The 15,530-nt window shown below is 41.2% G+C and carries 14 protein-coding genes; 11 read left to right on the forward strand and 3 right to left on the reverse strand.

Annotated features, from left to right (window positions below; all coding sequences use genetic code 11):
- The first annotated feature begins 19 nt into the window (after window positions 1-19).
- Window positions 20-985 (forward strand): HrcA family transcriptional regulator, encoded by a 966-nt coding sequence (locus tag H5183_RS14005; RefSeq protein WP_145242204.1) that lies wholly within the window; start codon window positions 20-22, stop codon window positions 983-985.
- 58 nt (window positions 986-1,043) lie between these two features.
- Window positions 1,044-1,652 carry a nucleotide exchange factor GrpE gene (gene grpE / locus H5183_RS14010; RefSeq protein WP_182731955.1) on the forward strand — a complete coding sequence of 203 codons (609 nt, stop codon included), beginning with the start codon at window positions 1,044-1,046 and terminating at the stop codon, window positions 1,650-1,652.
- Window positions 1,653-1,679: 27 nt separating this feature from the next.
- Here grpE and H5183_RS14015 read toward each other — a convergent pair whose 3' ends face one another.
- The gene (locus H5183_RS14015; RefSeq protein WP_145242208.1) at window positions 1,680-2,879 is read right to left on the reverse strand and encodes a Bcr/CflA family efflux MFS transporter; all 1,200 of its coding nucleotides are present in this window, start codon (window positions 2,877-2,879) and stop codon (window positions 1,680-1,682) included.
- A 192-nt stretch (window positions 2,880-3,071) separates the two neighbouring features.
- Here H5183_RS14015 and H5183_RS14020 point away from each other — a divergent pair, with 192 nt between their 5' ends.
- Complete coding sequence (locus H5183_RS14020) at window positions 3,072-3,869, forward strand: M48 family metallopeptidase (RefSeq protein WP_145242210.1); 798 nt, start codon at window positions 3,072-3,074, stop codon at window positions 3,867-3,869.
- A gap of 71 nt (window positions 3,870-3,940) precedes the next feature.
- On the opposite strand, the gene ald is transcribed toward H5183_RS14020, so the two are convergent.
- Window positions 3,941-5,062, reverse strand: a complete 1,122-nt coding sequence (gene ald / locus H5183_RS14025; protein ID WP_149982720.1) for an alanine dehydrogenase — start codon at window positions 5,060-5,062, stop codon at window positions 3,941-3,943.
- A gap of 140 nt (window positions 5,063-5,202) precedes the next feature.
- Here ald and lrp point away from each other — a divergent pair, with 140 nt between their 5' ends.
- From lrp to H5183_RS14060, 7 genes are all read left to right on the forward strand, one after another.
- Complete coding sequence (lrp, locus tag H5183_RS14030; RefSeq protein WP_145242214.1) at window positions 5,203-5,682, forward strand: leucine-responsive transcriptional regulator Lrp; 480 nt, start codon at window positions 5,203-5,205, stop codon at window positions 5,680-5,682.
- 186 nt (window positions 5,683-5,868) lie between these two features.
- A complete protein-coding gene (locus tag H5183_RS14035) occupies window positions 5,869-8,337 on the forward strand; it encodes a DNA translocase FtsK (RefSeq protein WP_182731956.1) in 2,469 nt (822 codons plus the stop codon).
- Window positions 8,338-8,979 (forward strand): outer membrane lipoprotein chaperone LolA, encoded by a 642-nt coding sequence (lolA, locus tag H5183_RS14040; RefSeq protein WP_182731957.1) that lies wholly within the window; start codon window positions 8,338-8,340, stop codon window positions 8,977-8,979.
- A complete protein-coding gene (locus H5183_RS14045) occupies window positions 8,972-10,315 on the forward strand; it encodes a replication-associated recombination protein A (protein ID WP_145242220.1) in 1,344 nt (447 codons plus the stop codon). The genes lolA and H5183_RS14045 overlap by 8 nt, the downstream gene beginning before the upstream one ends.
- Before the next feature lie 10 nt (window positions 10,316-10,325).
- Window positions 10,326-10,688 carry a fluoride efflux transporter CrcB gene (crcB, locus tag H5183_RS14050; RefSeq protein ID WP_392352509.1) on the forward strand — a complete coding sequence of 121 codons (363 nt, stop codon included), beginning with the start codon at window positions 10,326-10,328 and terminating at the stop codon, window positions 10,686-10,688.
- Between the two features lie 8 nt (window positions 10,689-10,696).
- Window positions 10,697-11,995 carry a serine--tRNA ligase gene (gene serS / locus H5183_RS14055; protein WP_149982716.1) on the forward strand — a complete coding sequence of 433 codons (1,299 nt, stop codon included), beginning with the start codon at window positions 10,697-10,699 and terminating at the stop codon, window positions 11,993-11,995.
- Between the two features lie 920 nt (window positions 11,996-12,915).
- Complete coding sequence (locus H5183_RS14060) at window positions 12,916-13,671, forward strand: hypothetical protein (RefSeq protein ID WP_145242235.1); 756 nt, start codon at window positions 12,916-12,918, stop codon at window positions 13,669-13,671.
- Window positions 13,672-13,836: 165 nt separating this feature from the next.
- Here the strand turns inward: H5183_RS14060 and H5183_RS14065 are convergent, their stop codons facing one another.
- Window positions 13,837-15,018, reverse strand: coding sequence for a PQQ-dependent sugar dehydrogenase (locus tag H5183_RS14065; RefSeq protein ID WP_182731958.1), 1,182 nt, complete (start codon window positions 15,016-15,018; stop codon window positions 13,837-13,839).
- Between H5183_RS14065 and H5183_RS14070 the strand changes: the two genes are divergently transcribed.
- Complete coding sequence (locus H5183_RS14070; protein ID WP_182731959.1) at window positions 15,003-15,458, forward strand: hypothetical protein; 456 nt, start codon at window positions 15,003-15,005, stop codon at window positions 15,456-15,458. The two genes, H5183_RS14065 and H5183_RS14070, sit on opposite strands and share 16 nt — an antisense overlap.
- Window positions 15,459-15,530: the final 72 nt, after the last annotated feature.

Consider the following 15,530-nt stretch of genomic DNA (forward strand, 5'->3'; position numbering starts at 1 on the left):
ACGCCCCGATATCCCCAGTATGCAGCAAGATGTAGATACTATGAATTTAAACCCTCGAGATCAGCAAATATTTTCCGCCGTGATGAGCCTGTACTGTAATGGTGAAGGTCAACCTGTCGCGTCAAGCCGTATTGCCAAGCAAAAAGGTATGGCTGTGTGTTCTGCAACAGTTAGAAATGCGATGTCGCGCCTAGAAAAAATAGGCCTGCTGTATTCACCGCATACTTCTGCTGGACGGGTACCTACTAATGCCGGATTTGATTATTGGCTAAGTGAATTTTTCCCTCTGTCGCAGATTGCGCAATATTGGCAGCCTGCACAAGCGCAATTAGTCGAGATGGCGCATGGTATAAGCCAGCGTTATCAGGTATGTTGCTGCGTTGGTCTGCCACAAGTAAGTTCTCAACATGTTTTTAGAGTTGAAGTATTAGATTTTGACAGCAATGATTGGCTTATTTTACTGTTAGATAGAGCAGGGCAAAGCCATAACATTTGTATTCATAAGCCGGATGATGCGTCTGACACCGTACGTTATCAATTCGCTACTTGGCTTAATACTGTATTCAGTCAGCAAACTTTAATGGAAGGCTTGTACCGTATGCAAGCAATGGCAAATACAGCACCACGAAATTGTCATGATTCGTTAAATCAATGGACCCGTGAGCTGAGCCATAAATTAGGCTCAGATAACAGTATCGTGGTCGGCGAAAATTATTTATATCGGCAAATTGATTGTGAACAAAGCTTAAATATTGGTGTCTCATTTTTGAACTTTGTAGAAGATAAGTTAGCTTTTAAAAATGGTGTGTCGGTTTTAAATACGTCACAATTGCCATTTACTGATTGTGACGAACTGATGGTGATCAGCGTGCCGTATTTTCAAAATCAAGAATATCAAAGTCGTTTTTGTGTAATTTGTCCTAAATCGGCGCAAATTGAAGCAATCATTCAAGAATTTAAATTAATCGAGTCATCTGGCTCTTGAATCTTTTGATTCAATCCCCATAATTACCGCAATTGAAAAGTATTGGAGCACTTAAATTATGTCTGAGCAGACAAAATCACCAGAGCAAGAAGTTGAATTAAACGAAGAATTAGAGCAAATGCAAGCAGAGGTTGAAGCGGCTGTAGAAGCTGCTGACGCGCACGAAGGCGAAGAAGTTAGCCCTGAAGCTGAAATTGCTATGCTTTATGCTGAGCTTGAAGATGCGAAACAAACTATCGCAAACCAAAAAGATAGCGTAGTACGTGCCGCTGCAGACGTTGATAATATTCGTCGCCGTGCTGCACAAGATGTAGAAAAAGCGCATAAATTTGCACTTGAAAAGTTCGCTAACGAATTATTACCTGTTATTGATAATCTAGAACGTGCTATTGAGTTCTCAGACAAAGAAAACGAAACCTTAAAGCCATTGCTTGAAGGGATTGATATGACAGTTAAAAGCTTCAACGATGCGGTTGCAAAATTTGGTGTTGAAATTGTTAACCCACAAGGTGAGCAGTTTAATCCTGAATTCCACCAAGCAATGTCGATTCAACCAAGCAATGATGTAACACCTAACACTGTATTAGCAGTGATGCAAAAAGGGTATACATTAAATGGTCGTTTATTACGCCCTGCAATGGTGATGGTATCTAAAGCAGCTGAATAAATAAGTCGCTTAGTAAAAAAATGCCCGTTAACTACGGGCATTTTTTTTGTTTCTAGCTCGGTGCCAAAGCTGGGCTATTAGTGTTAATACTAATGCGCTGAACATTAAGCTTGAAAATGGTACCGCACTTTGTGCATGCATTAAGGCTAAAATTGGACCGACTAATGCACCGCTGCCAAAGCGCAATGTACCAATAACCGCCGTAGCGGTGCCAGAACGCTCTTCAAACTGCATTAAGATCAATGCATCAGCATTACTAGCGGTAACCCCTAAACTCATCATCAGAGGAGCAATAGCTGCAACAATAAAATACAGCGATAGGTGTAATATGCTAAATGTGAGTAGGGCACTGCCAGCTACAAAGCCGACCGCTAATCCATAATACAGCATTTTTCGTGAACCAATACGTGGTACTAGGCGGGTATTTAAAAAGTTACCAAACATTAGCGCCATGACATTGAAAGCAAATAAAACACCAAATAATTGTTCTGATACTTTAAAGTAATCAAGGTATACAAAGGGCACTGCGGTTAAAAAGCAAAAAAAGCCGAATGAGACAAACATTGAGCTGGCTATATCTGCTCGGGTATCTTTATTTTTAAATACGGTTTTATAGCTATCGAAAAATAGTGCAAAGCCTTTCATCGGGCTTTTGAAAATAGGGATATCGATTAAGTATATTTGTACCAAGGCTAAAATAACAAAGCTGTAACTAGCCAGTACTAAAAAGATTGTTTGCCAGTGAGATAAGCCCATGATCATTGATCCAACCGTTGGTGCGACTAAGGGCGCTACCATCATGATCATCGATACATACGACATTCCTTTAGCAGTATCTTGTTTATAAATATGACGAATTATCCCTGGCACCACAACGGTTGCTGCAGCACCTGTGAATGCTTGTACGCCCCGCAAAGCCCAAAATAGATGAATGTCATTACAAAAGGCCAATGCGACAGAGCTTAAGCCAAACAATGCTAAGCCGACCTTCGTTAACACGCGACGACCAATTTGATCTGCGATTGGGCCAAAAAATAGCATTCCCAGCGCATAGCCAGCTAAATATATGCTTAACGATATTTGTACATTGGGCATTGTGGTATTAAGGTCGTTAGCAATGACTAACATTGCCGGAAGATACATATCGATTGCCAGTGGCGTAATTGCAACAATACTGGCGAGTAAAGGTAATAGAATGCGTTTATTTAAAGAAACCGAGTCCTGCATGACTAACCCATTAAACAAAAAGAGGCTGCTATTGTAACAGCGACAATTAGTCTTGGGTACTTAGTTTGCATGCTAACTATCGCCTTTAACTGAAATATAACGCAACAGATGTTTTTACTGGCAGTCGATATATTCAATTGCAGGCTGGTTTGCTATTCTAAGAACAATTAAATTGTTAGTTAAGAGAATACAATGAAAAAATTAGTTTTGGCTGTGCTTGCCACCGCTGTATTAGCGGGTTGTAAAACATCACCAACAGGGCGTACGCAAATTGCGCTTTATTCTGATCAACAAATGAGTCAGATGGGTCAGCAAAGCTTTGCTGATATGAAAAAGAATCAAAAAATTAATAATAATCCTCAAGTAAATGCGTATGTAAAGTGTATTGCTGACGATGTGATTGCAGTATTACCGCAACAGTATGCAACTCAGGCGTGGGAAGTGGTGGTATTTGAAGACGATTCAGCTAACGCGTTTGCATTACCCGGTGGCTACATTGGTGTGCATACAGGGTTGTTGAAAGTGGCTGAAAATCAAGATCAGCTAGCAACCGTTATCGGGCACGAAGTAGGGCATGTAATTGCTGAGCACTCTAATGAACGCGTATCACAAAGTTCCTTGCTACAAACAGGTATGCAAGCGGGCAGTGCCGCACTTGAAATGGGCAATGTACAATATCGTAACGAAATTATGCAAGGTCTTGGTTTAGGTGCGCAGTACGGCGTTATTTTACCATTTAGTCGCTCTCATGAATCTGAGGCCGACCAAGTGGGTTTAGATTTAATGGCAAAAGCCGGATTTAATCCAAAAGAATCCGTAACACTTTGGCAGAATATGAGTAAAGCAGGCAGTGGTAATACACCTGAATTTATGTCTACTCACCCAGCACCTGCTAACCGCATTAAAGAGCTACAAGCAAAATTGCCACAAGCATTAAATGAGCAAAAAGCAGCAAAAGCGGCGGGTAAAAACCCACAATGTAAGCTGTAATAAACTTTTTTGGTGATATAAAAAAAGCCTGTGAACTGATGTTCACAGGCTTTTATTATTCTAAACGCTAGTTATGCGTTTTCAACAGCAGTACGTGGATCTACGTATGGCATGTTGAAGGCTTCAGCAACTTCTTTGTAAGTTACTTGGCCTTTGATCACGTTAAGACCTTTAAGGAAATTAGCGTCATCTAGTAATGCTTTCTTATAACCTTTGTTTGCAAGGTTAATGATGAAAGGCAATGTTGCATTGTTAAGTGCGAAAGTAGATGTACGTGGTACAGCACCTGGCATGTTAGCAACACAGTAGTGAACAACGTCATCAACGATGAAGGTCGGATCAGCGTGAGTTGTTGCTTTAGACGTTGCGATACAACCACCTTGGTCAATTGCAACATCAACAATTGCAGAGCCAGGCTTCATTGCTTTAATGTGTTCAGCAGTAACTAGTTTAGGTGCAGCAGCACCTGGGATAAGTACGCCACCAATTACTAGGTCAGCTTCAAGTACATGCTTTTCAAGTGCATCAGCTGTTGAGTAAATCGCTTTAACTTTATTACCAAACTGAGCGTCAAGTGCGCGTAGTACGTCAATGTTACGATCAAGTACGACAACTTCAGCACCAAGGCCAACAGCCATTTGTGCTGCGCTACGACCAACCATGCCGCCGCCAATAACAACAACTTTAGCTGGCTCAACACCCGGTACGCCGCCAAGTAGCATGCCACGACCATGGTTTGATTTTTCAAGCGCTTGTGCACCAGCTTGAATAGACATACGGCCAGCAACTTCACTCATAGGTGCAAGTAGTGGCAAACCACCGCGTGAATCAGTTACTGTTTCGTATGCGATACAAATTGCTTTGCTTTTGATTAGGTCTTCAGTTTGTGGAAGATCTGGTGCAAGGTGTAAGTAAGTGAAAAGAATTTGGTCTTCACGTAGCATTGCACGTTCAACGGCTTGTGGCTCTTTTACTTTTATAATCATCTCTGCTGTTGCGAAAACCTCAGCAGCAGTTGCTAGAATTTCTGCACCTGCCAGTGTGTAATCTTCGTTAGTGAAGCCAATGCCCATACCTGCATCAGATTCAACAAAAACTTGGTGGCCGTGGTTTACTAACTCACGAACACTAGCAGGGACCATACCTACACGGTATTCATGGTTTTTTATTTCTTTAGGTACACCGATAATCATAATATTGCCTTAATAGAACGGGATAAAATTTTTCACTATTATATTCATGTACTGGCAGTGTGTCTCACCTTTTTTAATCGGTATTCTAGTGATATAATCTGAAAACACCGTTTAAACAGTACAAAAAACTAGTCGTTATTATGCATGAGTTATTAGACCGTATTGACCGTAAGATTTTAATAGAGCTACAGCACGATGGCCGAGTGTCTAATGTTGAATTAGCTCGACGTGTGGGGCTCAGTGCAACGCCTTGTTTAGAGCGTGTAAAAAAGCTCGAACGCGAAGGTTACATCGTCGGTTATAAAGCCGTGGTTGACCCTGCTAAACTTGGGCAAGGTTTGTCGGTGTACGTCGAAGTGACAATCACTAAAACATCACCTGATGTGTTTGATGAATTTAGTGCTGCAGTTAAAAAGCATGATGAAATTATCGAATGCCATTTAGTCTCGGGTAACTTTGACTTTTTACTAAAAACCCGCGTAAATGATATGTCTGAATATCGTGGTGTATTAGGGGATATTCTGCTCAAGCTACCGAACGTTAGTGAAAGCCGTACCTATGTTGTTATGGAAGAAGTAAAAGGCGAGCAAGGGGTGATTATTCGCCCATATATCGGCTGAACTATGCGCTATTTTTTAGTAACGACTTAAGTTGTATTATTGATACATGCGCGATTAATAAAAACCTGTTCATAATCAGGCCATCATGGTTAAGATAAAGTGCAACAAAAAGTATTTCCTGCTAAGGTATTCCATTGCTAAGAATGAGTACAAAGAAGTACAAAGAAAAATGAGGAATAGCGAGTTATGCGCCTAAATGGTGTACAAAGACTATTAGAAACCGGTTTAATAATTAGCACCTTTGCCGCAATATTTATATTGTGTGCGCTGGTAAGCTTTGATCCTGCTGATCCGAGTTGGTCGCAAACAGGTTATGACAATGTAAGAAACATAACTGGAGCTGCAGGTGCGTGGATCGCCGATATTTTATTGCTGACATTTGGCTGGTTAGCTTATTTTGTGCCAGCTGCACTACAAATATTCGGCTACTTATTATTTAAGCAACCTCATAGAATATTTCAACTCGACTATACAACGTTATCGCTTAGAGTGATTGGTTTTGCATTATTTATCACTTCAGCAACGGCTATCAGTAGTATTAATTTTGATGATATTTATAATTTTTCATCCGGTGGGGTAGTCGGTGATGTGATAGCTTCAGCGATGATGCCTGCATTTAACTTTACCGGTACCTCGATTTTATTATTATGTTTCTTTTTTGCTGGATTAACATTATTAACAGGTGTGTCGTGGGTGCAATGTGTCGATTTTATTGGCGATTTGATCATGCGAGGTTATCGTTTTATTGCCCATCACTTAAAAGCATGGTTACAACGCGAACGCACTGCAAATACTGAAGTTGTAATTGAACAAGACCCTGTTAATGAGCAACAGACACGTAAAGAAACACCCGCCATTCGCTTTTCAGAACCAAAAGTGGATAGTGATAGTGCGGTGTCAAATCAAGACTCTCATCCTGCATTTGATGATTTGGATGATATTCTGGATCAAGAAATTAATTTTAGCGCCATTGATGATGAACCAATGGACACTGCGGCTGCCTTAAATGCGCTTGATCAAAGCCATGTTACTGAGCCTGAAAAACCAGTTACTACTGTGGTTTCGCCAGCAAGACCAATGCCAAAACCAAAGAGTACCTATCAGCCTCCACCTACCGCAAAAGAAAAGTTTGAGCAGCTACTCGAAGAAAAGCCGCCAAGTACGCCATTGCCTACGCTTGATTTGTTAGATAGACCTGATAAAGCCAAAAACCCAATTTCACCAGAAGAGCTTGAAGCTGTATCGAGGTTAGTTGAAACTAAACTCCTTGATTTTAACGTTCAAGCTACGGTTGTTGCCGTATACCCTGGACCTGTTGTAACCCGTTTTGAGCTTGATTTAGCGCCGGGTATTAAAGTTTCTAAAATTACTGGTCTTGCTAAAGATTTAGCCCGCTCGCTATCAGCGGTTAGTGTCCGAGTGGTTGAAGTTATTCCGGGTAAAACCTATGTAGGGATTGAATTACCGAATAAACACCGTGAAATAGTGCGGTTATCAGAAGTAATCGACGCACCAAAATTTGAGCAAAATCCATCGCCACTGACTATGGTCTTAGGTAAAGATATTGCCGGTGAACCAATCTGTGCTGATTTGGGTAAAATGCCGCATTTACTGGTGGCAGGTACCACAGGTTCAGGTAAGTCAGTGGGCGTTAATGTAATGATATTAAGCTTACTGTACAAATCAGGCCCTGATGATGTGCGTATGATCATGATTGACCCGAAAATGTTGGAACTTTCTGTTTACGAAGGTATCCCACATTTACTGTGTGAAGTGGTCACCGATATGAAAGAAGCTGCCAATGCGCTGCGTTGGTGTGTAGGTGAGATGGAACGTCGTTATAAGTTAATGTCGGCGTTAGGTGTTCGTAACTTAAAAGGTTACAACCAAAAGGTATTGGATGCGAAAGAGGCGGGTTACCCGATTCTCGATCCATTATTTAAAGATACTGATGGTATGAAAGAAGGACCAGACGAGTTAGGTAAGTTACCGAGTATCGTGGTGGTGATTGACGAATTTGCTGACATGATGATGATTGTTGGTAAAAAAGTTGAAGAGCTAATTGCCCGTATTGCGCAAAAAGCCCGAGCGGCAGGTATTCATTTAATACTAGCAACACAGCGCCCATCGGTTGATGTAATTACTGGTTTAATTAAAGCGAATATCCCAACGCGAATGGCGTTTCAGGTATCAAGTAAAATTGACTCGCGTACCATCTTAGATCAACAAGGCGCAGAAAACCTGCTAGGTATGGGTGATATGCTCTATTTACCGCCGGGCACCAGCGTACCGATACGTGTACATGGCGCGTTTGTTGATGACCATGAAGTACATGCGGTGGTGAATGACTGGAAAGCACGTGCAAAACCAAATTATATAGACGAAATTTTAAATGGTGACGCCACTGAGGATATTTTATTGCCGGGCGAAGCCAGTGAAAACGCGGATGAAGAATCAGATCCGCTTTATGATGAAGCCGTGTCATTTGTTGTTGAAACAGGCAAAGTGTCAGTTTCAAGTGTGCAGCGAAAATTACGTGTTGGTTACAACCGTGCCGCACGTTTAGTTGAACAAATGGAAACATCGGGTATTGTAAGCGCACCAGGTCATAACGGTGCCCGAGATGTATTAGTGCCCAATGGTGGAGCAAATTAAATGAAACAAATTAAATATTTAGCCTTAGCAATTAGCTGTTTTTTATCAGCATCAGTATTTGCAAGTGACAGTGCAACGGATGACAGCCAAGCATTACAAGATAAACTGGCCGGTTTAAAGAGTTTTCAAGCGCAATTTGCGCAGCAAGTTAATGACGACCAAGGTCAATCAATTATGCAAGGTGAAGGTACTATCGCCTTACAACAGCCAATGATGATCCGTTGGCAACAAGCGAGCCCTGATGACACGTTATTTGTATCAAATGGCGATAAAACCTATTACTTCGACAGCTTTGCTGAGCAAGTAACGATTATGAATACTCACAGTTTGATTGATTCAACACCGTTTGTATTACTGACCTCCAAAAATCCGGCGCAATGGCAAAAGTACCAAGTACACGCCACGGATACTGGGTTCAGTGTTACACCTAATAAAGGCGTTGAAAGCCAAGTTGAACAGCTGGATATTGTGTTTGCAGCAGATAAAGTAGGCTTAGCGTCATTATTGGTTAAAGACAGCTCAGGGCAATCATCTACATTTACTTTTAGCGACACTAAAGTAAATCAAAGCCTTGCTACTTCAACCTTTGAGTTTAGTATTCCTGAAGGCGTTGAAATAGACGATCAAAGTCAAGGTGAGTAATTTAGGCTTTAATTTTGGCCCGGATGTGCGCCCACTTGCGGCGCGCATGCGACCAACCAGTTTAGATCAGTATATTGGCCAGCAACATCTATTAAGCCAAGATAAGCCTCTCTATCAAGCTATTTTAGCAGGGCGTTGCCACAGTCTTATTTTGTGGGGGCCGCCGGGCGTTGGTAAAACTACCTTAGCGCAAATTATTGCCAACCATGCCGATGCGGCGCTGATTCAAATGTCGGCGGTAACGGCAGGCATTAAAGATATTCGTGATGCGGTGAGTGAAGCGCGTACTAACCTTGAAGGTCGTGGCCAACGTACCTTACTGTTTGTTGACGAAGTACATCGTTTTAATAAATCTCAGCAAGATGCGTTTTTACCACATATAGAGGATGGTACCTTTATTTTTGTTGGTGCCACCACCGAGAATCCCTCGTTTGCACTAAACAATGCGATTTTATCGCGAGCACGAGTATATGTCCTTAAATCGCTGCAAGACACTGATTTGCATCTTGTTATTGAGCGAGCGCTTGCAAGCGATGATGAACTGAAAAATAAAACGGTGGTACTTGCACAAAATGCTAAACAAGCGTTGTGCCAAGCCAGTGATGGCGATGCTCGTAAAGTGCTTAATTTACTTGAGCAGGCGATTGATTTAACCGTAGAGCAAAACGGCCAATACCTAGTTGATGAGCACGTACTCAGTCAAGTATTGCCAACGCATTTAGCCAAGTATGACAAAGGGGGGGATGAATTTTACGATTTGATCTCAGCCTTTCATAAGTCAGTTCGAGGTAGCTCCCCAGATGGTGCTTTGTATTGGTATTGTCGTATTTTAGCCGGTGGCGGCGATCCGCTGTATGTTGCAAGGCGGTTACTCGCCATCGCCACTGAAGATATTGGTAATGCTGATCCGCGTGCCATGGAAGTGGCCCTCAATGCATGGGATATATTTCAGCGAGTTGGACCAAGTGAAGGCGAGCGTGCAATTGCACAAGCTACGATTTACCTAGCTAGCGCACCGAAGAGTAATGCGGTGTACGCGGCGTTTAATCAAGCCAAAGCGGATGCGCAGAACGAGCCAAGTTACCCGGTGCCAGAGCATTTACGTAATGCACCAACCAACTTAATGAAAGACTTAGGCTATGGTGCTGAATATCGCTATGCGCACAATGAAGAAGGCGCCTATGCTGCAGGAGAAAAGTACTTTCCAGAGCAGATAGCCGATAAGCAATATTACTTTCCAACGGATCGTGGCTTAGAACAAAAAATAAAGCAAAAGCTCGACTATTTAAAAGAGCGCGATCATCACAGTGACATAAAACGCTATGACAAGCCTTAAGATATATCTCATGATTGCCGCAGGAGGAGCCTCAGGCGCCTGTTTACGGTTTTTTATTAGTGAAACCATGCTAAAACTACTTGGTAGGGGATTCCCTTTTGGCACGTTGACGGTTAATATTCTTGGTTCATTGTTGATGGGCGTATTATACGGTTTGATAGAGCGAGAAATTATCACCGTTAGCCCCGCTAAAACCCTTATAGGGATTGGCTTTCTAGGTGCTTTGACCACCTTCTCGACATTTTCAATGGATTCGTTGTTGTTATTACAACAAGGTCACTTTTTTAAAATGGCCCTCAATATCACCTTAAATGTGGTGGTGTGTATTTTTATGGCTTGGCTGGGCCTTCAGCTGGTAATGCAAAAAGGTTAAAAACTAACATGTTAGATTCTAAATTATTACGTCAAGATCTCGAGCAAACAGCTGCGCGTCTAGCAGCACGTGGTTACGAGCTAGATACTGCGACTGTCAGCGCACTTGAAGAAAAACGCAAAACATTACAAGTAAAAACACAAGAATTACAAAGTGAGCGTAACAGTAGCTCCAAAGCGATTGGCCAAGCTAAAGCTAAAGGCGAAGATGCACAACCATTGTTAGATGCAGTAAGCAACTTAGGCGCGCAACTTGATAGTGTTAAAGCTGAGCAAGACGCTATTTTAGAAGAGCTTAAGCAAATTTCTTTAGCTATCCCAAATTTACCTGATGAATCAGTACCAGCGGGCGCTGATGAATCTGACAACGTTGAGATTTCAACCTGGGGCGAGCCTAAAAAGTATGATTTTGCAGTAAAAGATCATGTAGACTTAGGACAAGATTTAAACGGCCTTGATTTTGAAATGGGCGTTAAAATTACCGGTTCACGCTTTACTGTAATGCGCGGCGCAATGGCCCGCATGCACCGTGCACTAGTGCAATTTATGCTAGACACGCATACAGATAAAAACGGTTATACAGAAATGTACGTACCGTATTTAGTAAACCGCGACAGTTTATACGGTACAGGTCAATTACCTAAGTTTGCAGAAGACTTATTCCACACTAAAGGTCTTGTAAATGATGACGGTGAAGAGCAAGAAGGTTTTAGCTTAATTCCTACTGCAGAAGTACCACTGACAAACAGCGCGCGTGACGAAATTTACGACGAAAAAGATTTACCAATTCGTTTAACTGCCCACACTCCGTGTTTTAGAAGTGAAGCTGGCAGTTATGGCCGTGATACTCGTGGCCTTATTCGTCAGCACCAGTTCGATAAAGTTGAGCTAGTACAGCTGGTAAAACCAGAAGATTCAATGCAAGCATTGGAAGAGCTAACAGGTCACGCAGAGCAAATATTACAAGCACTAGAGCTACCATACCGTAAAGTAATTTTATGTATGGGTGACATGGGCTTTGGCTCAGCAAAAACCTACGATTTAGAAGTATGGTTACCAGCGCAAGATACCTACCGTGAAATCTCATCATGTTCAAACATGGTTGATTTCCAAGCGCGCCGTATGCAAGCACGTTTTCGTCGCAATGGTGAGAAAAAGCCAGAGTTATTGCATACACTAAACGGTTCGGGTTTAGCGGTTGGCCGTACTCTAGTAGCAATACTTGAAAACTACCAACAAGCGGATGGTTCAGTAGTCGTGCCTGAAGTACTTCGTTCATATATGAACGGCCTTGAAGTAATTAAATAAGCTTTAGAGCTGTAAGTTTTAAGCCGTAAGCTTTAAGAAGAGAAGCCGCTGTTTGTAATGAACAGCGGCTTTTTTGTTAATCAGGGTTCAGTTAGCAAGTTAGCGAGAGTAAAGTTAGCGAGCTGTGAGATTAACTCGGTGTGAAACTCACCGCGTAGGAATCGGCTTTAGCCATCATAGTTTAAACCCCATAAATTAGCTTTTCGAATAACATTATTAAATGCTGTTTTGGGGTTTTATAAACCGCTTACTTGGCACATGGTAAGTTGTTAAGTACATAAGGAAGTTTCATGAAATCACTAATAGGTTTAGTGATTTTTGTATTATCGATGTTTGTAGTTGGAAAGGAGCGAGATTAGATAGTTCGAGCTGAAATCGAGACGATGAGAGCTACGGAACGAGTATGGGTAAATAGTAAAGGTGATATTTACTGGGCTTCTTCGTTTTATATGAACGCTATGCCTTGTAATACAAAGCTTGAACAACAAGAGGTAAAAATATTATCAGAATTGGTTCAAAAATTACCTCGTCAACCATATGAACGAGGAGTAAATAGCAACTGCAAAGATAGGCTTAACTTTTTTATTATTGTAGCCACTGAGGTTGCAGATGACTCTTTTTGATGAAATAAGTAAAAAGTTTGCTTATTCAACAAGTTGTAGGAAGTTTGAAATAGATATAGCATGGGGGTAACTTATCACAAGTTACACCAGCAAACCTTAGATAAATTTATACAATGTAGGTTGGCTATGTGGAAATAGGCACACAACAAATCAATCAAGTGGATTAACAATGCCATTTATTTGATTGCGTTAGTGTTCATCATTCAGCACGGAAAACTTTAACTAGTGCGCAGAGTTAAATAAGGGTGTTATAGTTTACTTTTGATTAATCGAGTTTTTAACAAGGATTGTTTTATAATGTATAAGCACCTATTTATATTCACTTTTATTTTTTTAGTTTCAGCGTGCCAATCGGTTCAAAGGGGAGGTGCTGTTCCTTTAGGTTCAAATGAAAAAATTAAACTAGATGTATTAAATATCGATTGGAATGATTGGAGTTTAGCTATAGGGGATCGAAGAATTGAAGGTTCAGGTTTTGTTATTACTAATTGGGTTAATACGTCGGATGATGTAGGGCTGCGTTATGGGGTTCTTGGCGTTATAGCATCTGATTTGTCTAATGAAAAGCACATGAAAGGCAGTTTAGAGCTCGACTTAAAAGAGAACTTTGATTTAGCGAGCACTTTGTTGAATTCGCTAAATAGCATTCAAATTTTAAAAGAATCAGTAAAGTCTATTCACTTAAATGAAAATCTTCATAAACAAGTTATAACACTTGAGCCATGGTGCGTCATTTTTACCGACGAAAAAAGCACAAGGTTTTTACCTCAGCTCAAAGCCGTCCTTAAGTCTAAAACAGGTAAAGTAATTTGGGAAGGCAACTATGGGCCAATGAATCCAAGTAAGCCTTTTATTTTAGGCAACTCGATGACTCACGACGATATTAAAACATTACAGACTCAATTAGATGTTGCCTATGAGGAGATTGCAAACCAGTTACTTGCAAATATTCAAGGCAAAGGAAGTTATGTCAGTAAAGAAGAAAGTGAAAAGTTCACTAACGATTTATTAAATAGCATAACCATTGAAATAGACGAAAGCCAATTTAACTAACTCACCTTGATTGTATTTAATCAGAAATATGCATCGCAAAAACCAATAAAGTCAGGTCTTTCTTTTTGACTTTCGCTCAAACAGCAAAAAATAAGACCTGATAATCATATAAAAAGCTCGTCGAGTATTTAGATACAGTTGTGTTGAACGATCTAGTCAAGCTAATCACTTTGGCGTTATCAGCAGCAATTTTGCATCTTTTCCATCGGTTAACACCGCGATATTACCCTCGGTTGTAACAAATACATCCCGCAAACGCCCAGTTACCTCTGGTAAAACATGAGTCTGGGTAAGTTCACCATTCGCTAAATTAACACTGTAGAGCTTTTTATCGACCAGCGTAGTGATTAGCACATGCTGTTGTAGTGAGGGAAAAGCTAAATGCTTTGAGCCATAATAAGCCATGCCAGAAGGGGCGATTGAGGGCGTCCAATCAACCGTTGGTTTAGCCATTCCAGGGTATTCTCTAAACGGTGAAATACGTGCTTGTGAGTAATCATCTCCGTTGGTGATCACCGGCCAGCCGTAATTGGTGCTTGGGGTTAAATAGTTTAGTTCGTCGCCGCCTGCGGGGCCGTGTTCGTGGCTAACAATTTGCTGTGTATCGTAATCATAAACCAAGCCTTGCAAGTTACGGTGCCCGAGTGAGTACACAGCATGAGCTGCAGGATTTTTGTGATTAATAAATGGGTTATCGTTTGGTATCGTGCCGTTTAAGTTTATGCGTAATGTTTTGCCAAGTTGACTGGTCATAACCTGTGCTTGCTCACGGTAGTCAAAGCCATCGCCACTTGAAAATAATAAGGTATTATCGGGTAGGACAAGGGCGCGGCCTGAGTAATGTTGTGGTGTGTCTTTATCAGTGGCAACTTTATAAATAATTTTTGGCGTTGAAAATTGCGCACCATCAAACGTAGCTTTGGCAATAACGAGCCTGTTTGCATCAAGCTCACCTTGAGCGTAAGTGAATATAATTTCTTTTGATTCACTGTAATTTGGCGAAAGCACTATATCGAGTAGGCCGCCTTGGCCTGCAACGTATAAGCCCTCGAAATCTAGTTTAACTCGGGTTTGTTGGTTGTTTTTAATGATAACAATATGGCCATCACGTTCTGTGACTAACCAGGTATTGTTTGGGAGTTTAACCATGCTCCACGGTGAATTGAGTCCCGTTGCTAAGGTATCAGCAGTGTATTGCTGTTTTGGTAGCTCGGCACTGGCGTTACAAGAAAACGCTAAAAGCGAGAGTAGAGTAATACAACGTAGAGATTGTTTACCCTGCAAGCCTTTGCTACTGTAAGAAAAAAGTTTCATTTTAAGTTGAGATAACCATGTCGTTTTTAACACGTATACTCCCTTCATTTTTAGTTTCTTGGTTACTTACATTTACACTCGCTAGCTTGTTTCATAGTCAATACGTTGTCAATCAATTAGTTAATGTGGGTGTTGTGGTGGGCTTTAATGACCGTGTTAACTTAACCCTTGAAGATTGGCTCGGCTTGCTACCGACCTATGGCGCTATTATTGCTATTGCACTTGCCATCGCGTTTTTGGTTACCTGGCTTATTGCTAAAAAAGTTAAAAAACAAGGTGCGCAATTATTTGTAATTGCGGGTATTGTGGCGTTTGCTTCGGCTTTAATTGCTATCGAGTCAATTATGAATATCACTATTATAGCGGGCGCAAGAGGCTGGGGTTTTTATATGCAGCTGCTTGCAGGGGCTGTAGGGGGTTATGTTTTTGCTAAGTTGAGCAATGGTTGTCATAGTAAAAATGAATTCATCTAGTTTTACACAGAGATAATCATTAAGGTTTTTAATTATTCCTTAAGATTTAATGCACAGCGGATGCAAAGCTAT

The sequence above is a fragment of the Pseudoalteromonas sp. SR44-8 genome (genome assembly GCF_014163635.1).
GTDB lineage: Bacteria > Pseudomonadota > Gammaproteobacteria > Enterobacterales > Alteromonadaceae > Pseudoalteromonas > Pseudoalteromonas rhizosphaerae.